Annotated in this window: 24 protein-coding genes and 6 pseudogenes; all 30 read left to right on the top strand. The window is 40.7% G+C overall.

Annotated features, from left to right (window positions below; translation table 11 throughout):
• Positions 1-150 precede the first annotated feature (150 nt).
• Complete coding sequence (sucC, locus tag M5V91_RS12055) at positions 151-1,311, top strand: ADP-forming succinate--CoA ligase subunit beta (protein ID WP_009330773.1); 1,161 nt, start codon at positions 151-153, stop codon at positions 1,309-1,311.
• A 133-nt stretch (positions 1,312-1,444) separates the two neighbouring features.
• On the top strand, positions 1,445-2,347 hold the full coding sequence (sucD, locus tag M5V91_RS12050; protein ID WP_009330772.1) for a succinate--CoA ligase subunit alpha: 903 nt from the start codon (positions 1,445-1,447) through the stop codon (positions 2,345-2,347).
• A gap of 114 nt (positions 2,348-2,461) precedes the next feature.
• The gene (gene dprA, locus M5V91_RS12045; protein WP_251175171.1) at positions 2,462-3,337 is read left to right on the top strand and encodes a DNA-processing protein DprA; all 876 of its coding nucleotides are present in this window, start codon (positions 2,462-2,464) and stop codon (positions 3,335-3,337) included.
• Between the two features lie 499 nt (positions 3,338-3,836).
• A pseudogene (gene topA, locus M5V91_RS12040) lies at positions 3,837-5,911 on the top strand (type I DNA topoisomerase).
• Positions 5,912-6,158: 247 nt separating this feature from the next.
• Positions 6,159-7,465: pseudogene (trmFO, locus tag M5V91_RS12035) on the top strand (FADH(2)-oxidizing methylenetetrahydrofolate--tRNA-(uracil(54)-C(5))-methyltransferase TrmFO).
• A 64-nt stretch (positions 7,466-7,529) separates the two neighbouring features.
• Positions 7,530-8,431 (top strand): annotated as a pseudogene (xerC, locus tag M5V91_RS12030) (tyrosine recombinase XerC).
• A 72-nt stretch (positions 8,432-8,503) separates the two neighbouring features.
• Positions 8,504-9,046, top strand: a complete 543-nt coding sequence (hslV, locus tag M5V91_RS12025) for an ATP-dependent protease subunit HslV (protein WP_009330767.1) — start codon at positions 8,504-8,506, stop codon at positions 9,044-9,046.
• 18 nt (positions 9,047-9,064) lie between these two features.
• Positions 9,065-10,467 (top strand): annotated as a pseudogene (hslU, locus tag M5V91_RS12020) (ATP-dependent protease ATPase subunit HslU).
• Between the two features lie 136 nt (positions 10,468-10,603).
• Positions 10,604-11,383, top strand: coding sequence for a GTP-sensing pleiotropic transcriptional regulator CodY (gene codY, locus M5V91_RS12015; RefSeq protein ID WP_009330765.1), 780 nt, complete (start codon positions 10,604-10,606; stop codon positions 11,381-11,383).
• Between the two features lie 430 nt (positions 11,384-11,813).
• Positions 11,814-12,209 carry a flagellar basal body rod protein FlgB gene (flgB, locus tag M5V91_RS12010; RefSeq protein WP_009330764.1) on the top strand — a complete coding sequence of 132 codons (396 nt, stop codon included), beginning with the start codon at positions 11,814-11,816 and terminating at the stop codon, positions 12,207-12,209.
• 2 nt (positions 12,210-12,211) lie between these two features.
• On the top strand, positions 12,212-12,664 hold the full coding sequence (flgC, locus tag M5V91_RS12005) for a flagellar basal body rod protein FlgC (protein WP_009330763.1): 453 nt from the start codon (positions 12,212-12,214) through the stop codon (positions 12,662-12,664).
• Positions 12,665-12,676: 12 nt separating this feature from the next.
• Positions 12,677-12,982 (top strand): flagellar hook-basal body complex protein FliE, encoded by a 306-nt coding sequence (gene fliE, locus M5V91_RS12000; RefSeq protein ID WP_009330762.1) that lies wholly within the window; start codon positions 12,677-12,679, stop codon positions 12,980-12,982.
• A 152-nt stretch (positions 12,983-13,134) separates the two neighbouring features.
• Positions 13,135-14,736, top strand: a complete 1,602-nt coding sequence (gene fliF, locus M5V91_RS11995; RefSeq protein ID WP_284522168.1) for a flagellar basal-body MS-ring/collar protein FliF — start codon at positions 13,135-13,137, stop codon at positions 14,734-14,736.
• Between the two features lie 12 nt (positions 14,737-14,748).
• The gene (fliG, locus tag M5V91_RS11990; protein WP_019381762.1) at positions 14,749-15,765 is read left to right on the top strand and encodes a flagellar motor switch protein FliG; all 1,017 of its coding nucleotides are present in this window, start codon (positions 14,749-14,751) and stop codon (positions 15,763-15,765) included.
• Complete coding sequence (gene fliH / locus M5V91_RS11985) at positions 15,749-16,534, top strand: flagellar assembly protein FliH (RefSeq protein WP_009330759.1); 786 nt, start codon at positions 15,749-15,751, stop codon at positions 16,532-16,534. The genes fliG and fliH overlap by 17 nt, the downstream gene beginning before the upstream one ends.
• On the top strand, positions 16,531-17,847 hold the full coding sequence (gene fliI / locus M5V91_RS11980) for a flagellar protein export ATPase FliI (RefSeq protein WP_009330758.1): 1,317 nt from the start codon (positions 16,531-16,533) through the stop codon (positions 17,845-17,847). Before fliH ends, fliI begins: the two co-directional genes overlap by 4 nt.
• Before the next feature lie 3 nt (positions 17,848-17,850).
• Positions 17,851-18,294, top strand: coding sequence for a flagellar export protein FliJ (gene fliJ, locus M5V91_RS11975; protein ID WP_009330757.1), 444 nt, complete (start codon positions 17,851-17,853; stop codon positions 18,292-18,294).
• Positions 18,295-18,302: 8 nt separating this feature from the next.
• Positions 18,303-18,914, top strand: coding sequence for a MotE family protein (locus M5V91_RS11970; protein WP_009330756.1), 612 nt, complete (start codon positions 18,303-18,305; stop codon positions 18,912-18,914).
• A 29-nt stretch (positions 18,915-18,943) separates the two neighbouring features.
• The gene (locus M5V91_RS11965; RefSeq protein ID WP_009330755.1) at positions 18,944-20,197 is read left to right on the top strand and encodes a flagellar hook-length control protein FliK; all 1,254 of its coding nucleotides are present in this window, start codon (positions 18,944-18,946) and stop codon (positions 20,195-20,197) included.
• Between the two features lie 12 nt (positions 20,198-20,209).
• Complete coding sequence (gene flgD, locus M5V91_RS11960; protein WP_251175173.1) at positions 20,210-20,662, top strand: flagellar hook assembly protein FlgD; 453 nt, start codon at positions 20,210-20,212, stop codon at positions 20,660-20,662.
• Positions 20,663-20,676: 14 nt separating this feature from the next.
• Complete coding sequence (locus tag M5V91_RS11955) at positions 20,677-21,066, top strand: TIGR02530 family flagellar biosynthesis protein (RefSeq protein ID WP_019381765.1); 390 nt, start codon at positions 20,677-20,679, stop codon at positions 21,064-21,066.
• Between the two features lie 77 nt (positions 21,067-21,143).
• Complete coding sequence (gene flgG, locus M5V91_RS11950; RefSeq protein WP_009330752.1) at positions 21,144-21,950, top strand: flagellar basal body rod protein FlgG; 807 nt, start codon at positions 21,144-21,146, stop codon at positions 21,948-21,950.
• Positions 21,951-22,004: 54 nt separating this feature from the next.
• Positions 22,005-22,229 carry a flagellar FlbD family protein gene (locus M5V91_RS11945; RefSeq protein WP_009330751.1) on the top strand — a complete coding sequence of 75 codons (225 nt, stop codon included), beginning with the start codon at positions 22,005-22,007 and terminating at the stop codon, positions 22,227-22,229.
• Complete coding sequence (gene fliL / locus M5V91_RS11940) at positions 22,216-22,644, top strand: flagellar basal body-associated protein FliL (protein WP_019381766.1); 429 nt, start codon at positions 22,216-22,218, stop codon at positions 22,642-22,644. Before M5V91_RS11945 ends, fliL begins: the two co-directional genes overlap by 14 nt.
• 40 nt (positions 22,645-22,684) lie before the next feature.
• A pseudogene (fliM, locus tag M5V91_RS11935) lies at positions 22,685-23,681 on the top strand (flagellar motor switch protein FliM).
• Positions 23,671-24,967, top strand: a pseudogene (fliY, locus tag M5V91_RS11930) (flagellar motor switch phosphatase FliY). The pseudogenes fliM and fliY overlap by 11 nt, the downstream one beginning before the upstream one ends.
• A gap of 18 nt (positions 24,968-24,985) precedes the next feature.
• A complete protein-coding gene (locus M5V91_RS11925; protein ID WP_009330747.1) occupies positions 24,986-25,348 on the top strand; it encodes a response regulator in 363 nt (120 codons plus the stop codon).
• A 26-nt stretch (positions 25,349-25,374) separates the two neighbouring features.
• Positions 25,375-25,707, top strand: a complete 333-nt coding sequence (locus M5V91_RS11920; RefSeq protein ID WP_284522167.1) for a hypothetical protein — start codon at positions 25,375-25,377, stop codon at positions 25,705-25,707.
• A gap of 23 nt (positions 25,708-25,730) precedes the next feature.
• Entirely contained in the window at positions 25,731-26,060 is a 330-nt protein-coding gene (locus M5V91_RS11915) for a flagellar biosynthetic protein FliO (protein ID WP_284522166.1), read from the top strand.
• Positions 26,053-26,718: a flagellar type III secretion system pore protein FliP gene (gene fliP, locus M5V91_RS11910; RefSeq protein ID WP_009330745.1), complete on the top strand. Its 666-nt coding sequence runs from the start codon at positions 26,053-26,055 to the stop codon at positions 26,716-26,718. The genes M5V91_RS11915 and fliP overlap by 8 nt, the downstream gene beginning before the upstream one ends.
• The last annotated feature ends 7 nt before the right edge of the window (positions 26,719-26,725 follow it).

Below are 26,725 nucleotides of genomic sequence, written 5' to 3'. Positions count from 1 at the left end.
CATCTATTATGACAGGGTTTCTGCACTTTTTAATATTTTTAATTTTTAAAGAAATATAATATTTTAGAGTAAATGGTAGACAAGGGTTGTGTCATTTTATAAAATGAAAGCGCAGTTATTTTTTTGAAGAGTTAGATAGGAGGATGGGAAATGAATATACATGAGTATCAAGGTAAAGAAGTCCTCAGACAATACGGGGTCGCAGTTCCGAACGGAAAAGTGGCATTTACAGTAGAAGAAGCTGTTGAAGCTGCTAAAGAACTTGGCACTGAGGTATGTGTGGTAAAAGCACAAATCCACGCCGGAGGACGCGGTAAAGCTGGCGGTGTAAAAGTTGCCAAAAATCTTGACGAAGTTCGTACATATGCAAGTGAAATCCTGGGGAAAACACTTGTTACACATCAAACAGGCCCGGAAGGCAAGGAAGTAAAGCGTTTACTGATTGAAGAGGGCTGTGACATTAAGAAGGAATATTATGTTGGTCTAGTCTTGGACCGCGCAACGTCACGCGTAGTTTTAATGGCTTCTGAAGAGGGCGGCACAGAAATCGAAGAAGTAGCTGAACAGACGCCTGAAAAAATCTTCAAGGAAGAAATTGATCCTGTGCTTGGTTTAACAGCATTCCAGGCGCGCAGAATCGCTTTTAATATCAATATCCCATCAAAGCTTGTCGGACAAGCTGTTAAATTCATGATGGGCTTATACAGAGCTTACATTGAAAAAGATTGCTCTATCGCTGAAATCAATCCATTAGTAGTAACTGGAGACGGCAAGGTAATGGCTCTGGATGCAAAGCTGAACTTTGATGGAAATGCTCTTTACCGTCAAAAGGACATCATGGCTCTTCGTGACCTTGAAGAAGAGGATGCAAAGGAAATCGAAGCATCCAAATATGACCTGAGCTATATTTCCCTTGATGGAAATATCGGCTGCATGGTTAACGGTGCAGGATTGGCGATGGCTACTATGGATATCGTCAAACACTATGGCGGAGACCCGGCCAATTTCCTTGATGTTGGGGGCGGTGCAACTGCTGAAAAGGTTACTGAAGCTTTCAAAATCATCCTTTCTGATAAAAACGTAAAAGGTATTTTTGTTAATATCTTTGGCGGAATCATGAAGTGCGACGTCATCGCCACTGGCGTAGTGGAAGCAGCGAAGCAAGTAGGCTTGACTGTGCCTTTAGTTGTACGTCTGGAAGGTACAAATGTTGAATTGGGCAAGAAGATCCTTGCTGAATCCGATATCGATATCATTGCGGCTGAATCAATGGCCGACGGCGCACAAAAAATCGTTTCTTTAGTAGGCTAGGAATCAAAAATGAGCGGCCGTTCAGTGTCTAAGGCATTTGGCGGAATCCGAAAGGCTTGTTTGCCTGAAAGAGCTTTTGCTTATGACCTTTGAGTACAGAATGGCACTCTTTAGACCAGAAAGGAGAATTAACGTGAGCGTATTTATTAATAAAGATACTAAAGTTATAGTTCAAGGGATTACTGGTTCAACAGCCCTTTTCCATACTAAGCAAATGCTTGAATACGGAACGCAAATTGTCGGCGGTGTAACTCCTGGTAAAGGCGGTACTGAAGTAGAAGGTGTTCCTGTCTTCAATACTGTGGAGGAAGCAGTTAAGGCTACAGGTGCCAATGCCTCCGTTATCTATGTTCCAGCTCCATTTGCTGCAGATGCTATTCTTGAGGCGGTAGATGCAGAATTGGATCTTGCCATTTGTATCACCGAGCATATTCCTGTATTGGATATGGTTAAAGTTAAGCGTTATATGGAAGGCAAGAAGACTCGCCTTGTAGGTCCTAACTGCCCTGGTGTTATTACTCCTGATGAGTGTAAGATCGGCATTATGCCTGGATATATCCATACTAAAGGTCATGTTGGGGTTGTTTCCCGTTCTGGAACATTGACATATGAAGCGGTACACCAGCTGTCACAGGCTGGAATCGGCCAGTCCACTGCTGTTGGTATCGGCGGAGACCCGGTTAACGGAACAAACTTCATTGATGTATTAAAAGCATTTAATGAAGATCCAGAAACTTATGCTGTAATCATGATTGGTGAAATCGGCGGAACAGCTGAAGAAGAAGCTGCAGAGTGGGTTAAAGCAAACATGACTAAGCCTGTTGTAGGCTTCATCGGCGGTCGCACTGCACCTCCAGGTAAGCGTATGGGCCATGCCGGTGCAATTATTTCAGGAGGCAAAGGAACAGCTGATGAAAAAATCCGTGTTATGAATGAATGCGGTATTCAAGTAGCAGATACTCCATCCGTAATGGGTGAAACCCTGATAAAGGTTTTAAAAGAAAAAGGCCTTTATGATCAGTGTAAAACTCATTAATCCTATTTAAATAACTTAAGAGTAGTCCCTCTGTTTGAGGGACTATTTCTGCATTGCCAAATCCGTTTATCCCCGCACATACCCCGCTTTATAAAAAAATTCAGGAGGCTCCCCATGAATGAATTTAATATGAGGCTCACCCATCTCCATCATTGCAGAGGAATGAGCTGGAAGATGATTTATAACTTTCTTAAGAAAGATCCCCAATTAAATTGTATGTATAATCATACCCTTTTCCGAATAATACCCCAGTTATTCACCACCAAAGATTCTCTTTCAAATGTACTCCAAGATCTTCATTCAGATCAAATCCAGGAACAAATTCGCCAATATTCACCAAATGGCATTAAAACCATTACAATTTTTGATAAGGAATATCCGATTCTATTAAAAGAAACGTATCAGCCGCCATGGGTTATTTATGCAAGAGGTGATATCAGTCTTCTGAATAGCGGAACTCACCTGGCCGTTGTCGGTTCCAGACAGGCAACAGAGTATGGAGAAAAAGCAATTCAATACATGTTTCCAAAGCTTATCGAAAAAGGGGTTATTATTGTAAGCGGGCTGGCAGCTGGTATTGATGCCATTGCACATAAGGAAGCAATCAAAAATAAAGGGAAAACAATTGGTGTCATAGCTGGCGGGCTGTTCCATATTTATCCTCAGGCTAATCAAAGGCTAGCATATGAAATGATGAAAAATCAGCTGGTTATTTCTGAATATCCGCCAGCCACAAGACCCTCGAGATGGCAGTTTCCAATGAGAAACCGAATCATCAGCGGCATTAGCAGAGGCACATTGATAATCCAGGCTAAAAGCAAAAGCGGCTCCCTTATTACAGCAAATTATGCGGTTCATGAAGGAAGAGAAGTCTTTGCAGTCCCTGGAAATATCTTTAGCCCATTCTCTGGGGGAACTAATGAATTAATTCAGCAAGGCGCTAAATTGGTAAAATCAGCTGAGGAGATCTTAGAAGAATTCCTTTACTAATCAGGAAAATGAAATAGGAGCCTTGCTATAGATTAAGTGCTCCTTTTTCTTACTTCAGCTCATTTTAAATGTGTTAATTTAAAGGATTTTTTACAAAAAGGTTGAAATTCTATTAAAACTGTTATACATTTTGCAACAGGTATTATGGAAAGAAAAAGTCTGCTTCTTTATTCGCTTTAGAATATTTTCTTGGAAACGGTTGCGGAAATAATCCGCTTAAGTTTGACAAACTTGAATAGAATGTAGAATAATAATGAATATTTCAATACTCAAGCAGTAAAGCTGATGATATCAGCAAGCTGGCGAAGAATAAGCAATATTACTTCAATTATGCTATAAGACACTTAAGCCGCTCCTCAGGATGTAAATATCCAACCCAGAGGCTGTTTAATATAGGTTAGTGATAAATGAAAGCAGGCAAGTTTAGCATGTAAAAAATGCAGCATTCAAAGATGATTTTGCCTGAATGTTTAAAAATCCCTCTCAAGGAGGACTACTGATGTCAGAGTTTCTTGTAATCGTTGAGTCACCTGCAAAGGCAAAAACGATTGAGCGTTATTTAGGAAAAAATATAAAGTTAAAGCTTCCATGGGACATGTCAGGGATCTTCCTAAAAGCCAAATGGGCATAGATGTGGAAAATAATTTTGAACCAAAATACATAACCATTCGTGGAAAGGGCCCAGTTTTAAAGGAACTTAAGTCAGCGGCCAAAAAAGCCAAGAAAATATATCTCGCGGCTGACCCCGACAGAGAAGGGGAAGCAATTGCATGGCATCTGGCACATAGCCTGGACATGGACGTTACTTCGGACTGCCGTGTTGTTTTTAATGAAATTACGAAAGATGCCATTAAAGAATCCTTTAAGCATCCAAGGCCAATCAACATGGATCTTGTTGATGCCCAGCAGGCAAGACGGATGCTTGATCGGTTAGTCGGTTATAATATCAGCCCATTATTATGGAAGAAAGTGAAAAAAGGATTAAGTGCGGGCAGAGTACAGTCTGTTGCAGTCCGTTTGATTATCGACCGCGAAAAGGAAATTAAGGACTTTATACCAGAAGAGTACTGGTCCATTGACGGAGAGTTCCTAAAAGGAAAAACAGCCTTTGATGCAGCTTTTTACGGGCTGGAGAATGAAAAAGTGGAATTGAAGTCTGAAAGCGATGTTCAAAATATATTAAGTAAAATGAAGGGCAATAAATTTAAGGTGGCATCGGTTACCAAGAAGGAAAGAAAGCGGAATCCTGCCGCCCCTTTTACTACGTCCTCACTTCAGCAGGAAGCTGCAAGGAAATTAAATTTCCGTGCCAAGAAAACCATGATGCTTGCACAGCAGCTTTATGAGGGAATTGACCTCGGCAAAGAAGGAACTGTTGGTTTAATTACTTATATGAGAACTGATTCAACACGCATATCTGAAATTGCGCAAAATGAAGCAGCAGATTATATTCAAAATTCTTACGGAAAAGAATTCCTGCAGGGTGAAAAGAAAAAAGAAAAGAAAAACAGCAACGCCCAGGATGCCCATGAGGCCATCCGCCCGACAAGCACACTAAGGTCGCCTGCAAGTTTAAAAGAATACTTGTCGCGTGATCAGCTTCGATTATACAGGCTCATTTGGGAACGCTTTGTTGCAAGCCAAATGGCACCAGCTGTTATGGATACAATGAGTGTAGATTTAAAGAATGGAGAAGTGATCTTCAGGGCAACAGGCTCAAAAGTGAAGTTCCCTGGATTTATGAAAGTCTATGTTGAAGGCACAGATGATCAGTCAGAGGAAAAAGATAATATGCTCCCAGACCTGAGAGAAGGGGATGAAGTCCTTAAAAAAGACATCGAACCCAAACAGCACTTCACCCAGCCTCCTCCAAGGTATACTGAGGCGAGGCTGGTAAAAACACTTGAAGAACAGGGAATTGGGCGGCCATCCACTTTTGCTCCGACTCTTGACACAATTCAAAAACGGGGTTATGTTGCTCTGGACAACAAACGTTTTATTCCGACTGAACTGGGGGAAATTGTTCTTGAGCTGATCATGGAATTCTTCCCTGAAATCCTTGATATCGAGTTTACAGCAAAGATGGAAAAGGACCTGGACTATGTTGAAGAAGGCAAGGTCAATTGGGTACAGATCATTGATGAATTCTATAAAGATTTTGAAAAGAATCTTGAGATAGCGGAAAAAGAAATGCAGGAAGTAGAAATTAAGGATGAACCTGCAGGTGAAGATTGTGAGCAATGCGGAAATCCAATGGTGTTCAAGATGGGGCGCTATGGAAAATTCATGGCATGCAGCAATTTCCCTGACTGCCGCAATACCAAACCAATTGTAAAGGATATTGGTGTGAAGTGTCCGAAGTGCAAAGAAGGAAATATTATAGAAAGAAAAAGCAAAAAACGCAGGATCTTCTACGGCTGTGACAGATTCCCTGAATGTGACTTTATTTCATGGGATAAGCCGCTGCCAAGAAGCTGTCCTAAATGCGATAACCTTCTAGTTGAGAAAAAACTCAAAAAAGGTGTCCAGGTTCAGTGTGTTGAATGCGACTATAAGGAAGAAAAGCAAAGTTAAGGGTGGGCTTAAATGCTCACTCTTTTCTATTGCGGGATGTGTATCCAGAATACTTCCAGCCGGTGTATTCCTTTTGGTTTGTTTCAAAGTATATTAGCTTCAAATCGTTCACGAAACTTTTTTATTTTTAAATCGTATTGTAAAATGGCAAAATGAATAAGAACAGGGTAAAGTAAGAGAGACTGTTTTTAAAAAATATAAATTAATCATGACATCGTCATCATAAGTATATATGGAGGTTCATTTTATGAAAGATACAGCAGTAAATGTAATAGGAGCGGGATTAGCAGGCAGTGAGGCCGCGTGGCAGCTGGCCAGCAGGGGAATAAAAGTAAAGCTCTATGAAATGAGGCCAGTAAGGCAGACTCCTGCCCACCACACAGATAAATTTGCAGAACTTGTCTGCAGCAACTCTCTGCGTGCAAATACTTTAACAAATGCAGTTGGTGTATTAAAAGAAGAAATGCGGAAGCTGAATTCTGTTATCATTCATTCAGCTGACAGCAGTGCCGTTCCTGCTGGGGGCGCATTGGCAGTTGACCGGCATGATTTTGCCGCTCGTGTTACAGAGCAAGTCAAAAATCATCCGAATGTAACGGTAATCAACGAAGAAGTGACAGATATTCCGGAAGGGCCAACTGTAATTGCTACTGGACCGCTGACAAGTGAAGCCCTATCCGGAAAATTAAAAGAGCTGTCCGGAGAAGATTATTTATATTTTTATGATGCGGCTGCTCCAATATTAGAAAAAGACTCAATCGATATGAATAAAGTTTATTTGAAATCACGGTATGATAAGGGAGAAGCGGCATATTTGAATTGCCCTATGACAGAAGAAGAATTCGACCGTTTTTATGAGGCTCTTACCACGGCCGAAACAGTTCCATTAAAGGAATTTGAAAAGGAAATCTTTTTCGAGGGCTGTATGCCAATAGAGGTCATGGCAAACAGGGGAAAGAAAACAATGCTCTTTGGCCCGATGAAGCCGGTAGGTTTAGAAGATCCGAAAACAGGAAAAAGGCCATATGCAGTTGTTCAGCTTCGACAGGATGATGCTGCCGGAACTCTTTATAATATTGTAGGTTTCCAGACACATTTGAAATGGGGGCCGCAAAAAGAAGTAATACGCTTGATTCCTGGTCTCGAAAATGCTGAAATAGTAAGGTATGGCGTTATGCACCGGAATACATTTATCAACTCTCCAAAAGTTCTGCGCGCAACATATCAATTCAAGAACCGGGATGATTTGTTCTTTGCAGGGCAAATGACAGGGGTTGAAGGGTATGTTGAATCTGCTGCCAGCGGACTTGTGGCAGGCATCAATGCTGCAAGGCTTGTTAAAGGAGAAGATCCTATAGAGTTTCCTCATGAGACAGCGATTGGAAGCATGGCGCGTTATATTACCACTGCTAACCCGAAAAGTTTCCAGCCAATGAACGCTAATTTTGGTTTGTTTCCTGAACTTCCTGAAAAAATCAGAGGAAAAAAGAAAGAAATGAGAAGCATGCGGAGAGAGCATTAGGAACAATTCAGAACTTTGTGAAAAATTTGTAAATTATGTTGCGTTGGGCTGCTGAGTTGTGATACTATTTAGTAGCCCTTGCGAGGTGAACATTTAATGTCTGAAAATGTGAACGTTTCTTTAAAGTTGTTTATTGAATATTTACAAATTGAGAAAAATTATTCACAATATACTATTGAGCATTACCAGCATGATATTAGTGAATTTTTTATGTTCATGGCTGAACAAGCCATTGCTGATTTAACCAAAGTCGCATATCAGGATGTCAGGATATATCTTACTGAACTTTACGATAAAAAAATGTCCCGTAAGTCAGTTGCCAGGAAAATATCAAGCTTAAGGAGCTTTTTAAATTTTTGCTCAGAGAAGAAAAAGTCGCTGAAAATCCTTTTGCACTTGTTTCGATTCCGAAAGCGCAGAAAAAGCTGCCGGAATTTTTCTATGAGGCGGAAATGATGCAGCTTTTCAATGCTTGTGAAGCCAGCACTCCTCTAGGGCAAAGAAATAAGGCACTTCTTGAACTATTGTATGCAACCGGCATCCGCGTCAGCGAGTGCAGCCAAATCCGCTTAAAAGACCTGGATATGTATCTATCAACGGTTCTAGTCCGCGGCAAGGGCAGTAAAGAGCGGTATGTCCCTTTCGGAAGCTTTGCCCAGGATGCACTTGACACATACATAAACCATGGACGTAAAAAATTGCTTGCCAATGGGAACGTGCAGGAAAATTTGTTTCTGAATGCCCGGGGTGGTCCGCTTACAGCAAGGGGAATCAGGACTATACTGGATAGAATAATCGAGAAATCCTCCTTAACAGGCAAAATTCATCCCCATATGCTTCGCCACACATTTGCGACGCATTTAATGGCAAATGGGGCTGATATGAGAACAGTTCAGGAATTACTTGGACACGCATTTCTATCATCAACCCAGGTATATACACATGTTACGAATGAATACTTGAAAAAAACTTATATGGCCCATCATCCGCGGGCTTAGCAAAAGAAAGTCAATACCAACTAGTCTGCAGAAAAAAATCAAAGGCAATATGCTCCAAAGGAGGAGTCTTTCATGTCCGAATTTCATGCTACAACAATATTTGCTGTGCATCATAATGGAGAATGTGCAATGTCCGGCGACGGCCAGGTTACCTTTGGAAATGCAGTTGTGATGAAACACACTGCAAGAAAAGTCAGAAAGCTATTTAATGGTAAGGTGCTGGCTGGATTTGCAGGCTCAGTAGCCGATGCATTTACATTATTCGAAATGTTTGAAGGAAAACTTGAAGAGTATAATGGAAACCTTGAGAGAGCAGCTGTTGAGCTTGCAAAAGAGTGGAGAAGCGATAAGGTTTTGCGCAAGCTCGAAGCAATGCTTATTGTTATGAATACGGATAGTCTGCTGCTTATCTCCGGTACAGGTGAAGTGATTGAGCCGGATGATGGAATTCTGGCTATTGGATCAGGAGGCAACTATGCCCTCGCAGCTGGAAGATCTTTAAAGAGATTTGCAGGCGAACACCTGTCAGCAAGAGAAATTGCGAAGGCCTCGCTTGAAATGGCTGCGGAAATATGTGTATATACAAACCACAACATCATTGTGGAAGAACTCTAATAAAAGGAGTGCTGTTGCATGGGTAAAGGAACAAATTTAACTCCCCGCCAAATTGTTGAGCGTTTGGATCAATTTATCATCGGTCAAAAAGATGCAAAAAAAGCAGTCGCTGTTGCACTTAGAAATCGCTATCGCCGCAGCTTGCTTGAAGAAAAATTACGGGATGAAGTAAATCCTAAAAATATACTGATGATTGGCCCGACTGGTGTAGGAAAGACTGAAATTGCGCGCAGAATGGCTAAATTGGTCGGTGCACCATTTGTTAAAGTGGAGGCAACCAAATTCACCGAGGTCGGATATGTGGGCAGGGATGTTGAATCCATGGTCAGGGACCTTGTAGAAACATCCGTCCGTTTGGTTAAAGAAGAGAAGATGGCCAGTGTAAAGGAAAGAGCAGAAGAAAGTGCCAACCGCCGCATACTTGAACTGCTTGTACCGGGTGCCAAAAAGGCAGCTAACTATAAAAATCCTCTCGAAATGCTATTTGGCGGAGGTAATGATCAGCAGCAGGATACGTATCAGACAGAAGATTTAAACCTCCAGGAAAAACGCAAGATTGTAAAAGAGAAGCTTGCTCTTGGCGAATTGGAAAATGAAGTAATTACCGTTGAAGTAGAGGAGCAGCAGCCTTCCATGTTTGATATGCTGCAGGGCTCTGGTATGGAGCAAATGGGCATGAATATGCAGGATGCTCTCAGCAGCCTTATGCCGAAAAAAGGAAGAAAAGGAAACTGACTGTACGGGAAGCAAGAAAGATCTTAACAAATGAAGAAGCCCAAAAGCTGATTGATATGGACGAAGTCGGCCAGGAGGCTGTATTCCGCGCTGAACAGTCAGGAATTATTTTCATTGATGAAATCGATAAAATAGCTAGCAAAAACAGCGGAGGTTCTTCAGCTGATGTTTCAAGGGAAGGGGTTCAAAGAGACATTTTGCCGGTGGTAGAAGGTTCAACAGTAGTAACCAAATACGGTTCTGTAAAGACAGACCATGTATTGTTTATTGCTGCCGGGGCATTCCATATGGCTAAGCCTTCCGACCTGATTCCTGAATTACAGGGACGTTTTCCGATCCGTGTGGAGCTCACGAAACTAACCGTTGAAGATTTCTACAAAATACTCGTTGAGCCCGATAATGCATTAATAAAACAATATGAAGCATTATTGGTAACTGAAGGTATACAAATTGAATTTTCTGACGATGCTATTCGTAGGATTGCTCAATTTGCTTTCGAAGTTAACCAAAATACAGATAATATTGGTGCTAGGCGTCTTCATACGATCATGGAAAAACTGCTTGAGGATCTATCATTTGAAGCACCGGATGTCACAATGGAAAAAATCACAATTACCCCTCAGTATGTTGAGGAGAAACTGGGAGCCATTTCCCGCAATAAGGATTTAAGCCAGTTTATTCTATGACCCATTGTTTAAAGAACCATGTCATAGGGTACACGAGGAATGAATCTTAAATTTTTTACGAATCTTCAAGAAGTAATAAGTTATTTAATCTTAACAAAATATATGTTTATGGTTGTAGCAAATAGGAGGAAATACAATGGATTTATTAACAAAAACAAGAAAAATTAATGCAATGCTCCAAAGAGCGGCCGGAAAACCGGTTAACTTCAAAGAAATGTCAGAAACACTAAGTGATGTAATCGAAGCAAATATCTTCGTAGTGAGCCGAAGAGGCAAACTGCTTGGATTTGCTGTAAACCAGCAAATTGAAAATGAGCGTATGAAGCAAATGCTTGCAGATCGTCAATTCCCTGAAGAATATACTAAAAATTTATTTAACATCCAGGAAACTTCATCAAATCTGGGTGTAGAAAGCGAATATACTGCATTCCCGGTTGAAAACAAGGATCTTTTCGCAAGCGGTTTGACTACTATTGTTCCAATCATCGGCGGCGGTGAGCGTCTGGGTACATTAATTCTTGCCAGATTACAGGAACAGTTCCATGATGATGATTTAATTCTTGCTGAATATGGTGCTACTGTAGTTGGTATGGAAATCCTTCGTGAAAAAGCTGAAGAAATTGAAGAAGAAGCACGCAGCAAGGCTGTTGTACAAATGGCAATCAGTTCACTTTCATACAGTGAGCTGGAAGCGATCGAGCATATCTTTGAAGAGCTTAATGGCAACGAAGGGCTTCTTGTAGCATCAAAAATTGCTGATCGTGTAGGCATTACGCGTTCAGTAATCGTAAATGCTCTAAGAAAACTGGAAAGTGCAGGGGTTATTGAATCCCGCTCTTTAGGTATGAAAGGTACTTATATCAAAGTTCTAAACGATAAGTTTCTGGTTGAATTAGAAAAACTTAAATCTAACTAATATAGTCCTCTAAAACCCGTCCTTAAATGACGGGTTTTTTTATTACAAATAGATTACATAAGCTGTTGGTAAATTTATGCATTTTTATCATTTTTTATAAGGATTTTAGACTTATTTTACATTATAAGCATTTGCCATGTTTATAATAGATAGTTCAAAAGAACCACGAAGAGGATGTAGGTAAATTTCAGTTGGGAGAAAGAATCATGTGCCATTGGTAATTAATAGAAATAAATCAATATAACTTTCAGCATATTTAAAGGATTTGCGGAAAATAGGACAAAAGAATCATTAAAATTAACCTTATGTTCATAGACATATTATTTCATATTCATTACAATAATGTTTATGATGACATAATTTGTCCATTATCACCAAATTTCTACAATAATTACCATGATAAAAATTGTTTTTATATGAGGTGTTATGATTGAAACTGTTTTCAGGCACTATATCAACTTTAGAAAAAGCATTGGATTACTCTTCGCTGAAGCAAAAGGTAATATCTCAAAATATTGCAAATGCAGACACTCCAAACTATAAAGCAAAAGATGCAAGCTTTAAAGAGGCTTTTCAGAGCGCTCTAGAAGGATCAATGGAAGCAAACAAAAGTGACATCAGGCATTACGATTTTAAGAATGGATTATCCTCAGCGCAAGGTGTAATTACAAAACGCAATGCTTCTTACAATCATAATGGCAATAGTGTAGATGTAGATAAGGAAATGGCGGAATTAGCTACAAATCAGATTTACTATAATGCAGTGATTGAACGGGTTAGCGGCAAGTTTTCTAGTCTGCAGAATGTATTGCGGGGAGGAAAATAGTAATGTCTATGTTTCATAGTATGAATAACACAGCATCGGCACTTACTGCCCAAAGGCTCCGCATGGATGTAATTTCTTCTAATATGGCCAATGCGGACTCTACCAGAAGTGTGAATGGAGATGGACCCTACAGAAGGAAATCAGTAGTATTGGAACCGAAAGAAGGACAATTTTCATCTTTTTTAAATATGGCAATGAGCCGAAGAGGCGAAAGCTCTGCAGGAAACGGTGTAAAGGTATCAAGAATTGTAGAAGATCGGGAGACGCCAACTAAAATGGTTTATGATCCCACCCATGCCGATGCTAATGAGGATGGATATGTTGAAATGCCAAATGTGGACCCTTTAAGAGAAATGACGGATCTAATTAGTGCGACAAGATCTTATGAAGCCAATGTAACTGTTTTTAATGCCTCTAAAGGCATGATGATGAAAGCCTTGGAAATCGGCAAATAAGGAGAACGTTAAATGAATAATGTAACTTTTATGCCAGTGAATGCTTTAAAGCCTGCTGAAAATCAAAAGACTCATACATATACAGCATTCGATGCTCAGCAAAGTTTTTCGTCCGTTTTAAAGCAATCAATTGAAAAAATTAATAATGCACAGATTCAGTCAGATGTTATGACTGAAAAGCTAGCAAAGGGAGAAAATGTCGATCTTCACCAGGTGATGATTACATCACAGAAAGCGAGCATTACAATGCAGGCTGCACTGGAAATCAGAAATAAAGTAATTGAAGCTTATCAGGAAGCGATGAGAATGCAAGTTTAATTTTACAGCTGTTCCCTTGGAATAAAAATTAAAAAAATTGAAAGGATCCACTTATGGTGAGATTTTTTCAATTTTTTCATGAATGAAAATGATTAAAGCTAAAAACTAGTTATGGCGGTTATTAGCTTAGACAGAATAACCGGAGGATTGTAATGAATGAGACACTACAGAGATATATAGGTAAAGTGAAAGAATACTGGAGCAGCAGGACAAAAAAACAAAAGACGGTTATGATTGGTGCCGCTGCGATATGTATATTGCTGATTGCGGCTGCCGCATTCCTAAGTACCAGGACTACTCTAGTTCCTCTTTATAGCAATTTAACACCCTCGGAGACTGGGACGATCAAAGAAAGTCTCGATACCAGGGGCGTTGTATCTGAAATTGCAGATGGGGGAACAACGATCAAAGTACCTGAAGAGGTAGTGGATACTCTGAAAGTGGAACTGGCAGCTGAAGGAATTCCGAAATCCGGAAGCATTGATTACTCATTTTTCAGCCAGAATGCCGGCATCGGTATGACTGAAAACGAATTTAATGTACTAAAGCTTGAAGCAATGCAGACTGAGCTTGCGAATTTGATGAAAGGGATCGATGGAGTAAACGATGCCAAGGTAATGATTAACCTTCCGGAGAAAGGCATCTTTGTAAATGATTCTTCGGAGGAAGCATCTGCCTCTATTGTTCTTAACACCAAGCCAGGCTATCAATTTGAAGAATCGCAAATCCAGGCGCTTTATCACCTGGCTGCGAAAAGTATACCAAATCTTCCCACTGATAATATCGTCATTACCAATCAGTTTTTTGAGTATTTTGACTTAAAAAATAAACAAAATTCTTCATCAGAAAGCACTTTTGCAGCACAGCACGAAATTAAAAAAGAAATAGAACGCGATGTACAGCGCCAGGTGCAAAATATGCTGGGCACTTTAATGGGGCAGGATAAGGTTGTTGTATCTGTAACCGCTGATATTGACTTCACACAGGAAAACAGGGAAGAAAACCTGGTTACGCCTGTTGATGAAGAAAATATGGAAGGTATAGCTATCAGTGCTCAAAAGATTACGGAGACTTTTACCGGCAATGGCGAAGGGGCAGGAGGAACTCCGGCGCTGGGAGGAAACGATGAACCAGCTGGGACAGATTCATATGTAGCGACCGGGGATTCAAGCGGTGATTATGAACGGATAGAAGAGACTATTAATAATGAAGTAAATAAAATCCGCAGGGAAATTGTCGAAAGCCCGTATAAAGTCAGAGACCTAGGCATTCAGGTAATGGTGGAGCCGCCGACGGCAGATGATCCTGCATCACTTCCGCAGGAAAGAATTAATGATATTACCCAGATACTTGGGACTGTTGTTCGTACAACCATTAATAAGGATGCTGCAGCTGATGCAGAATTAACAGATGAGGCAATTCAGGATAAGATTGTCGTCTCAGTACAGCCTTTCAATGGTAAAGTTGAGTTCACAAATGAGACAAGCACCAGCATTCCTTGGTGGATTTATGCAATCGGAGGAGTACTGCTTTTAATCATTGTTCTATTAATCTTCCTTTTTGTTAAAGCGAGAAAGAGGCAGAAGCAAGAAGAAGAGATGGAAGTACAAACTGCAGAGACATTCAATCTTCCGGATGTAAATGAAGAGCATGAAACAGAAAGTACAGTGAGACGCAAGCAGCTGGAAAAAATGGCGAAGGAAAAGCCTGAAGACTTTGCAAAACTGCTTCGCACTTGGATCGCAGAAGACTAAGGAGGATGAAAAATGCCAAAAAAAGAGCAAAGAGAACTAACAGGTAAACAAAAAGCGGCAATTCTTCTTATTTCACTTGGTCCTGATGTTGCATCCTCTGTTTATAAACATTTAAGCGAGGATGAAATTGAGAAGCTTACACTGGAAATCTCCGGGGTCAGAAAAGTTGATTCGTTTGCTAAAGAAGAAATACTTGAAGAATTCCATCAAATTGCACTGGCACAGGACTATATCTCTCAGGGCGGTATTGGTTATGCGAAAACAGTTCTCGAGAAAGCACTTGGCACCGAGCAGGCTTCAGCCATTATTAACAGATTGACGTCTTCCCTTCAGGTAAGGCCATTCGATTTTGCCAGAAAGGCAGATCCGGCACAAATTTTGAATTTCATACAAAATGAACATCCGCAAACAATCTCATTGATCTTGTCCTATCTGGATCCAGCGCAGGCCGGGCAAATCCTGTCAGAGCTGCCGCAGGAAATGCAGGCGGATATTGCAAGAAGGATTGCCGTTATGGATAGTACATCTCCGGAAATTATCAATGAAGTTGAACAGATTCTCGAGAGAAAGCTGTCTTCTACTGTAACACAGGATTATACTCAGACTGGCGGAATTGAATCAGTTGTCGATGTTCTTAATGGGGTTGACCGGGCGACAGAAAGGACTATTCTGGATGCACTGGAGATTCAGGATCCAGAGCTTGCTGAGGAAATTAAGAAGAGAATGTTTGTATTTGAGGACATCGTAACGCTTGATAGCCGCGCCATCCAGCGTGTTATCCGCGACTGTGAAAGTGAGGACCTCATGCTTTCATTGAAGGTGTCCAGTGATGAAGTTAAGGAAATCGTCTTTAAAAATATGTCATCCAGAATGGTTGAAACCTTTAAGGACGAGATGGAATATATGGGTCCTGTAAGATTAAGAGATGTTGAGGAAGCTCAATCAAGAATAGTCGGCATTATCCGAAGACTAGAAGAATCAGGAGAGATCATCGTCGCTCGCGGCGGAGGGGATGATATTATTGTCTAGGCTTATTAAATCATATTCTTCCGCAGTGCCGAAAGAAGAAAAGAAAGTCATTTCTATTAGACTTCTGCAAAGCAATTCAAATCAAATTGCTGATGCAATGGAGCAAAACGCGGTTAGAACTGACGAAGAACTTCAGGCCATGCTGAAAAGTGCCCGTGAGGAAGCTGAAAGGATTGTGAATACTGCGAGAGTAGATTCAGAAAATATGACACGGCAAATTGAGGAGCAGCTAGGAGCGCTAGAAAAGGAAAAACAAAAGGTTCTTGAGGAAGCCCGCTCTGAGGGATTTGCTGCTGGAGCTGATGAAGGCAGACAAAGCGGTCTCCGGGAATACAGCGAACTGATTCATATGGCAAGAGAAGTTGTAAACTCAGCCAAACATGATTATCAGCAGCATATCGAATCATCAGAACAGACCATTCTAAATTTGGGGTTAAAGGTTGCAGAAAGAATTCTTGGAGAAGTTCTTGAACAAAATAGTGACAAATTCCTTTCCATTGTAAAAAGAGCAATAAAGGAAGCGAGAGAATACACTGAGATTCAGCTCCATGTACACCCTATGCATTATGATATGATTCTATCCCATAAGGACGAACTAACCAGGGTATTTCCAAAAGAGACAGATTTATATATATATCCAAATGAGGAACTAAGCAACACAAGCTGCATTATTGAATCAGCAAATGGACGAATTGAGGCCAGTGTTGACAGCCAGTTAGAAGAAATAAAAAGAAAACTCTTTGAGATGCTGGAGAGTGAACTCAATTGAAACTTGAACAGCTGATCCACGAGGTGGATAAAATTGATAGCTTTAAGCGTTTTGGCAGAGTAAAAAGAGTAGTCGGTTTGATGATTGAGTCTCAAGGTCCGGAAAGTTCAATAGGGGATGTATGCATTATTCATATTGGCAAAGGACGGACAAGAAGGATCCAGGCTGAAGTAGTCGGTTTCAAGAATGAGAATGTGATTCTTATGCCTTATACAGACGTACAGGATATTTCACCAGGCTCTCTTGTCGAGACAACCTCGAGACCTCTTGAGGTGAAAATTGGTCCTGCTCTTATAGGAAAGGCAATAGACTCACTGGGACAGCCTCTTGATGGGGGAAATTTGCCAAAGGGTTTAACGCCAGTACTAACCGAACAAACGCCTCCTAATCCTTTGAAAAGACCGCCAATCTCTGAACCTATTGAAGTAGGAGTAAGGATGATCGATAGCATGCTGACAGTTGGAAACGGGCAGCGGGTCGGGATATTTGCCGGAAGCGGTGTCGGAAAAAGTACACTTCTTGGAATGATAGCCCGCAATACTAATGCAGATTTAAATGTGATAGCACTTATTGGTGAGAGGGGCAGAGAGGTTAGGGAGTTTATTGAGAGGGATCTCGGCCCGGAAGGATTAAAAAGGTCCATCGTGGTGGCAGCTACGTCAGACCAGCCGGCACTCATGAGAATTAAAGGTGCATACACTGCCACAGCAATTGCTGAGTATTTCAGGGACAAAGGCTTAAATGTCATGTTAATGATGGATTCAGTAACCAGGGTGGCTATGGCGCAGCGTGAAGTCGGCCTCGCAGTCGGTGAACCGCCAACAACAAAAGGATATACACCTTCGGTTTTCGCTGTTCTTCCTAAGCTGCTTGAAAGAACAGGAACAAATGAATATGGCTCTATAACTGCATTTTATACCGTATTGGTCGACGGTGACGACATGAATGAACCAATCGCTGATACAGTCAGGGGAATCCTGGATGGACACTTTGTTCTGGATCGGGCGTTAGCGAACAAAGGGCAATATCCGGCTATTAATGTCCTGAAAAGTGTAAGCCGGGTTATGAACCATATTGCAGATGCCTCCCATATTAAATCAGCAGAAAAAGTAAGGGAACTGCTTAGCACATATATAAATGCAGAGGATTTGATTAATATTGGAGCCTACAAGCGCGGATCATCGATGGAAATAGACGAAGCCATTCGATTATATCCTTCGATTATCTCTTTCTTGAAACAAGAAACGAATGAAAAAATTTCTATCTTGGAAAGCATTGGCCAATTAAAAGGATTAGCTGGAAAAGGGGAATAAAAATTGCAGTATCAATTTAAGTTCAATAAAATCTTGAAGATAAAAGAAAGAGAAAAAGATCAGGCGTTTGATGTATACAATCAGGCTGTCAAACGATTTGAAGAAACTGCCAGGAAACTGTACGATCTTCTGAAAAAGAAAGAGGATCTGGAGGAATATCAGCAATCAAGACTGGCTGAAGGTCTTCCGGTTCAGGAAATCAGGCATCACCAGCATTTTGTGAGCAGCCTTGAAAAAACCATTGACCATTATCAAAAAATGGTCGCCAATGCGCGAACCCAAATGAATTTCCAGCAGGAAAAACTAATGGAAAAGAATATTGAAGTAAAGAAATATGAAAAAATGCAGGAAAAAGATTTAACTGGCTTTTTGGAAAGCATGAAACAAGCAGAAGGAAGGCAAATGGATGATATCTCGATTCAGCTGTATATGAATCGAGGAAATTAGGTGGTTAAATGGAAAGAATGCCAGAAGAACAAGAGACACCCAAAACAAGCAGGTTTCAATGGTTTATATTCGTTTTCTTGATTCCGATCCTTTTTGGAATAACTGTAGCCCTGCTGGTTTTTACATTATCAGGAAACAATATTTTTGAAACAGCCAGAGAATATAGCCAAAAGGTGCCATTTTTAGCTTCCGTTTTTGATGACAAGAAATCCCATTCACAGGAAGTGATGGAGGAGGAGCTCATCGGACTGCAGGCAGAAGTTAAGGATCGAGAAGCAAGGATATCTCAACTGGAAAGCCAGCTTGACAGCAAAGACCTGGAATTAGAAAGAGCAGGGCTCGAAAAGCAGAGGCTGGAAGAAGAAATCAACGAGCTTACGGCAATAAAGGAAGAAAACAAGCGAGCATTTAAAGATATCGTAAAGACCTATGAAAATATTTCCGCTAAAAAAGCAGCACCCATTTTAACAGAGATGAAGGATGAAGAAGCTGTAAAAATATTATCAAATGTTAATTCTGACACGCTGGCTGCCATTATGGAGAAGATGAACCCGGAGGATGCAGCACGGTATACAGCACTCCTGACCGCTGCCAAAGAAAAAAGCGGTTCGAATAATTAACAAAAAGTCTTGAGAGGAGGTGAATTTAAGTGCAAATCGGAGGATTAGGATTTATTCAGGCACAATATTCATCGGAAGATAAAAGATCTCTTCAAGATATGAGCAGCACTGGTTTTGGGAGTCTTTTCTTTTCTTTAACCGGAACTGCCAAACCGCAAGCAGAAAGCTTACCTGCAGCAGCTGATGAGGAGAAGATCGAACAGTTAAAAGAATTAATGGAGTTTCTTAAAGTGAGTGAGATCACCGAATTAGAAAACGGAAGTGGGCTTTTGGAGAAGATTTCCCTGCAAACAGAATCTGACATTATAGTGGTCATTTCAGAGCAGCTAAATCTTTCACAGGAAGAATTGGTGCAGATGCTGGAGGGTTTTATGGACCAGGTTCTGCCGGGTGTAAAGCTTGAAGATGTATATTCTGTAGAAGATTTAGATGGTGTCAGCAAAATCCAATTATTAATTTCAGCAATCTCAAATTTTGATCAGAAAGAAGGCATGATCCTGCAGGGAAAAGATTTTAGCGGAGCATTAAAAGCTTTGAAATTGTTTGATATTCTGTCTGCAAAGAAGGATTTTTTCAGCAGCAAAATCAATCTGAAGGAATTTCTAAATCATGTCCAAGTAAAAATTGATGGGTTAATAAACAGTACTTCTGTTGATAAAGGCAGTATGATACAAAAGGTTTTTACCCCGCTTGCAAACGAATTAAACACTGCAAAACAACAAAATAGCTCTGCTAATGAAAATTTGGGTAAGGGAGCCTATAAAATCATTAACAGACCGGAAACTGCTTTGCAGGGATTCGTTCAGGTCCAATCATTTTCAAAACCGGAACAGATGGCTCTGCTGAATCCGCAGGGAAGGACAGTAAGTCCAGATCAGCTTATGCAGCAATTTGAAAACATATTATCCAAGAGCAGCTTTCTCAAAACGGGAGGAACACAAAAGTTATTTATCAAGCTGAATCCTGAACATCTTGGAGCGCTGCGCATAGAGCTTATTCAAAAGGACTCTGCAATGATTGCCAGGATACTTACATCAACTGGCTCCGCCAAAGAAATTCTTGATTCACATATTAATGGTCTAAAGCAGGCCTTCAGTTCACAAAACATTCAGATTGAGAGAATTGAAATCTCTCAGCAAATGACGCAGCAGGATCGCTCCTTTAACAGGGACCCCCAGCAGCAGGAACAGAGGCAGCAGCAGAACAAGGATGAGAATGATCTGCAGCCTGAGAGCGAATTTAACAGCTCTTTTGAAGAAGCACTTCTTAATACAGAAGCATAGGAGTGATAGTAATTGGCAAACACAATAGATTCTTCCCTAATGCTATCAAACTACCAAAGCCAACCCCGAAAAACGGGCTCAGATATATTAGGCAAAGATGATTTTCTAAAAATTCTAATGACACAGCTGCAAAACCAGGATCCAATGAACCCTATGCATGACAAGGACTTTATTGCACAGATGGCAACCTTTTCATCATTGGAGCAGATGACTAATATGAATAAGACGATGGAGAAGTTAGTGGCTTTTCAGGAACAGAACCAGCTAATGACTTACAATAACTTTTTAGGCAAAAATGTCACCTGGCATAAATTGACTGAATCAAGTGAACCAAACGAGGAGCCAATTATTGAAGAGGGAACTGGAAGAGTAGTTTCTATCCAGTATAAGAATAATACAGCAGTATTTATTTTGGATGATGGAACAAAGCTTGAACCTGCAAATATTTCTCAACTAAATGAATAAAAGGAAGTGAGTGGGTGGATAAACTTATTTTTCGTCCGATCCACACCCAGCCGGTAATTACACCAAAGGGGAATGCTGTTCAAACTTCTAAGCAATCACATAATAAATTCTCTGACCACCTCCAAACAGCCTTGCAGACTGAGGGCGATTTAATTGTCAGCAAACATGCAAAGCAGAGACTTGAACAGAGAGGTATACATATAAGTGCAGAGCGGTGGAAGCAAATTGAAGAAAAGGTAAAGGAAGCCAAGGCAATGGGTGTTAAAGAATCCTTGGTATTGCTCGATAACGCAGCACTTGTAGTCAGTGCTAAGAATAATAAAGTAATCACTGCGATGGATCGTAAGGAAACTCGAACACAAATATTCACTAATATTGACGGAACCATAATTCTGGATCAATAAAAATAAGGGCTGGACCTTTTAAGGAAGCCTATGCTGCCGACTGACAGAAGCAGCATTAAAGAGAGGAGCAAAAATTAATGCTACGTTCAATGTATTCAGGTATAAGCGGGATGAAAAACTTTCAGACGAAGCTGGATGTTATTGGGAATAATATTGCGAATGTTAATACATTTGGATATAAAAAAGGTCGCGTGAATTTTAAAGATATGGTGAGTCAGACTATTTCAGGTGCAACAGGAAGCGGAGAAAATTCGGGCGGTATCAATCCTAAGCAGGTAGGTCTTGGTTCGCAATTATCATCTATAGATACAATTGATACACAGGGGAGCCTGCAAACCACTGGCCGTGTATTGGATATAGGGATTCAAGGTGATGGCTACTTGATGGTTCAGCGAGGGAATAACACCTATTATACCCGCGCTGGAAATTTGTATCTTGATGATGATGCAAACCTTGTTACGGCATCAGGAGATAAAATAAAAGGAGCTGATGGGGCAGCTATCCAATTAAATGGAGGGGATGCTACCGTAATTAAAAGCTTAAGTATATCGAATGACGGAACTATAAACTTCTTAATAGATGGTAACGATACATTGCAGGCTGCCGGACCAATTGGAATAGCACGCTTTAATAATAATGGCGGTCTTGAAAAAATTGGAGACAATCTATATAAGGACACTGTAAACTCAGGTGATGCAGTCCCATTAACCCCAGGAGAAGACGGTGCAGGAATACTCGTTTCCGGAACCCTGGAAATGTCCAACGTAGACCTTTCAGAAGAATTCACTGAAATGATTACAGCTCAGCGCGGGTTCCAGGCAAATACTCGCATTATTACAACATCAGATGAAATTCTGCAGGAGCTTGTTAATTTAAAACGATAATCTAAAGGAGGGTCAGGGCTGAAGGCAAAGAATCTTTAGCCCTGAGAATAAACATTGATTAAAGTATCTCGTCTGAACGGCAAAACTTTTATATTAAATGCTTTGTACATAGAAACAGTGGAATCTTTTCCAGATACGACGATAACGCTCACAAATGGAAAGAAGTATGTTGTAAAGGAATCTGAAGATCAAGTCATGCAATCGATACTAGGATTCTATCAATCTGTTAATCTTCTGGGGCAGCAGCTGGCGGAGGGAAATGAAAATGAAGAACAATAAGCTGTTAATGATAATGTTGATGATGCTTGTAGCGATCACACTTGTAGGAGCTATTGCTCTGGTGATTGTGATGAAATTTTCGGGTGAGGATGAAACAAAAGAGCCGACCATTGATGATGTACTGGAAGCCTCTGTTGATATCCCGCAAATTACAGCCAATTTAGCGAGTGATGATTATATAAGGATTTCCTTTAAAATCCAGACTGAAAACAAAAAAGCTAAAGAGGAATTGCAGAAAAGAGATTTTCAGGTGAAAAACCTCATCATTCAGGAATTGTCTGAAATGAAAGCAGAGGATATACAGGGAAAAGAAGGCCAAATCAAGCTGCAGGAAGATTTGAAAACCAAGATTAACGGTTTAATGCAAGAAGGAAAGATCGTTCAGGTGTACATTACTGAATCTCTCCTCCAGTGATAACCAAATAACTAACTGCAATAGATGGAGGTGAGGATTCATGTCAGGTGAGGTTTTATCGCAAAGCGAGATTGATGCACTGCTTTCCGCTCTCTCTACAGGAGAAATGGATGCAGATGAGCTGAAAAAAGAACAAACAGAGAAAAAGTAAAAGTTTATGATTTTAAGAGAGCATTAAGATTCTCTAAAGATCAGATTCGCAGCTTAACAAGAATACATGAGAATTTTGCCAGGCTCTTAACCACCTTTTTTCTGCCCAGCTGAGGACCTATGTGCAGATATCGGTTGCTTCTGCGGATCAGATACCATATGAGGAATTTATCCGGTCCATCCCGAAAATGACAATACTTAATGTAATTGAAGTGCCGCCTCTGGATGGAAGAATTCTTATGGAAGTGAATCCAAATGTCGCCTATGCCATGATGGACAGACTGATGGGCGGCAGGGGGACAAGCATAAATAAGGTTGACAATTTAACAGAAATTGAAACAAAAATCATGTCTGCTACATTTGAAAGGGCATTTGAAAACCTAAGGGAAGCCTGGAGCACAATCGCGGATATTGATCCGCTTTTGGCTGATTTTGAGGTGAATCCGCAATTTCTGCAAATGGTCTCTCCAAATGAAACAGTCGTCGTTATTTCATTAAACACGACTATCGGGGAAACAAGCGGGATGATTAATATATGTATACCTCACGTCGTTCTCGAGCCCATTATTCCAAAGCTGTCTGTACATTATTGGATGCAGACGGACAAAAAGGAAAGGGAGCCGGAGGTCATTGCCCGGCTAGAACGAAATATTCATAAGGCGGAAGTTCCAGTCATATGTGAACTCGGCAGTTCTGACATAGCCATTCAGGATTTCTTATCTCTTGATATTGGTGATGTCATTGAGTTAAATCAGGGAATTGACCAGGCGCTCATAATAAAAGTCGGTAATATTCCTAAATTCATCGGACAGCCTGGGAAAATGAATAAAAAAATGGCCGTGCAAATTTTAGACACTGTGAAAGGGGGAGATGAGGATGATGAGTGATGATATGCTTTCGCAAGATGAAATTGATGCTCTATTAAGGGGAGCAGCTGACGACAGCGATGAAACAGAAAGTTATAATGAGGCATTTTTTCAAACTGAAGATTATCTGTCCCATATGGAGCAGGATGCGTTAGGGGAAATCGGCAATATCTCATTTGGGAGCTCTGCAACAGCATTGTCTACATTATTGAATCAGAAAGTTGATATCACAACTCCAGCTGTTTCAGTTGTTTTGCGTCAGAAATTAGCTGAGGAATTCCCGCATCCTTATGTAGCAATTCAAGTGAATTATACGGAAGGTTTCTTCGGAAGCAACCTGCTTGTAATTCAGCAATCGGATGCAGCCATCATTGCTGACTTGATGCTTGGGGAGATGGAACCAACCCGGCTGAACTAATGGGTGAAATTCAGTTAAGCGCGGTTCAGGAGGCAATGAACCAGATGATGGGTTCTGCAGCAACTTCGATGTCAACCATCTTTGGAAAAAGGTTGATATTTCACCGCCGGCAATTGATATACTTGATTTGCCGCAGGGAGAAGGGGCTGATCGGGTTCCTGCTGATGACATGCTTATAAGGATTTCATTCCGACTAAAAATAGGAAGTCTGATCGACTCGAATATTATGCAGCTGCTTCCTCTGGAATTTGGCAAAAGCCTAGTAAATGAATTATTGAATCCGGGTCAGGATCTTCCGGCAGATAGCGCTGTTTCAGGAGAGAATCAAGCAGCGCAAGGACAGCCCGATTATCAGGAAAGCCAGCTTCCGTTTGATAAGAAACCTGAAGTACAAACAGGCGGATTAGACAAGTCTTACACTCAAACAGGTTTTTCCGGAGAGCAGCCGGCATATTCACAGCCGGTTATGAATCAGGCATCAAGCCCTCAAAACTATATACCGGCTCAAAACCAGGCTCAGCAATCCGGTCCACAGCATTTCGGAGGCTCTTATGCAAATGGAGTACAGCCGAATGTGCAGCCGGCAGCCTTTTCGAGCTTTGAACCATACCACATGCAGGATCATGAAACAAAGAATTTAGATATGCTTTTGGATATACCGCTTCAGGTAACGGTCGAACTTGGAAGGACCAAACGTTCCGTTAAGGAAATTCTTGAACTGTCTTCAGGATCGATTATTGAACTGGATAAACTGGCAGGTGAACCTGTTGACATTCTGGTGAATAATCGATTAATCGCCCAGGGTGAAGTGGTTGTCATTGATGAAAACTTTGGTGTGAGGGTTACAGATATTATCAGCCAGAGCGACCGAATAAAAAAACTAAGATGATAAGCGGGGGTTATTAAAATGGCACATAAAATTTTAATAGTTGATGATGCAGCTTTTATGCGAATGATGATAAAAGATATTTTATCCAAGAATGGCTATGAGATAGTGGGTGAAGCTGCTGACGGTGCACAAGCAGTTGAAAAATATAAGGAAACTCAGCCTGATCTTGTCACAATGGATATTACCATGCCGGAAATGGATGGAATTACAGCTCTAAAAGAAATCAAAAAATTAAACCCGAGTGCAAAAGTCATTATGTGTTCTGCTATGGGCCAGCAGGCAATGGTCATAGATGCCATTCAGGCTGGCGCCAAGGATTTTATCGTAAAACCTTTCCAGGCTGATAGAGTGCTTGAGGCAATCGGCAAAACTTTGGGCTAGTGATTATTCTTTTTAGAGGGTGCAAAATGGTGTTGAATGTAAAGAAAGTGATTTCTTTGCTGCTGTTGTTTTCAATTGTTCTGCTGGGCTTGCAGCCGCTGGCCCAGGCAGAGCAATTGAATAATAGTGTTAAAGAATGTATGGAAAATCCTAAGGAATGCGAGAAGCAGGAAACAAAGGAATCAAAAGATTTAAAGACAGACGAAGGGCAGATTCAGCAGGATAAAAGCGGCAAAATTGGTCTTACTTTTTGGGACTTTATAAAGATGATTTTAGCAACAGGCTTTACTATCGGACTTTTGTACGCTCTTCTAAAGTTCATTAACAAAAAAGTAAGGTATATAACAGGTCGCAGTTAGTTGAAAACCTCGGGGGTACAGCTTTGGGTGCGAACAGATCAGTTCAGCTGATAAAAGTGGGGAATCGCATTTTTGTAGTAGGGGTAGGAGAAAATATTCAGCTGTTAAAAGAAATAGACGATTCGGAAGAATACAGTCAAATCATCAAAGAGCATAATGACAAACTGGAACAGCTTATCCGTCCAAGCGATATTGTGACAAAGGTGATGAAAAGAACACAGCAAACAGAAGGAAGCAAGCAAAGCAGCCCAAACTTCAGCTCGCTGCTCGGGATGCAGCTGGACGATATCAAAAAGGGCAGAAAGAAACTGTTTGATGAGTTAGAAAGAAAGGGCCAGAAGAAAGATGAATGAATTCATGGAGTTTTTTAATAGCAGTTCTCCTGAAAATGTATCTACATCTGTGAAGCTTTTTTTATTGCTGACGGTACTTTCTCTCGCGCCCAGTATTCTAATTTTAATGACGTGCTTCACAAGGATTATCATCGTTCTTTCCTTTGTCAGAACGGCGCTGGCTACTCAGCAAATGCCGCCGAATCAAGTTTTAATCGGCTTGTCCTTGTTCCTGACATTTTTTATAATGGCACCGACGATGCAAGAAGTGAACGAACAGGCTTTAACACCTTTATTTAATGAAGAAATTAATCTGGAAGAAGCTTATGAAAAAGCTTCAATCCCTTTTAAAGAGTTTATGAGTGCCCACACAAGACAGAAAGATTTGGCTTTATTTCTTCAATATTCCGGAGCGGAAGCGCCATCTTCCATTGAAGATATTCCGCTTACAAGTCTTGTTCCGGCATTTGCCATAAGTGAGATCAAAACAGCTTTCCAAATTGGCTTTATGATTTTTATTCCATTTCTCGTTATCGACATGGTTGTAGCCAGTGTATTAATGTCCATGGGGATGATGATGCTTCCTCCGGTTATGATTTCTTTGCCGTTTAAAATATTATTATTTGTACTTGTAGACGGCTGGTATTTAGTAGTTAAATCCCTTTTACAAAGCTTTTAAGCAGGTG

Source organism: Cytobacillus pseudoceanisediminis, from assembly GCF_023516215.1.
GTDB classification, from domain to species: domain Bacteria; phylum Bacillota; class Bacilli; order Bacillales; family Cytobacillaceae; genus Cytobacillus; species Cytobacillus pseudoceanisediminis.
Note: the sequence above shows the minus strand (reverse complement) of the source record. Positions and strands in the feature narration are given on the sequence as shown.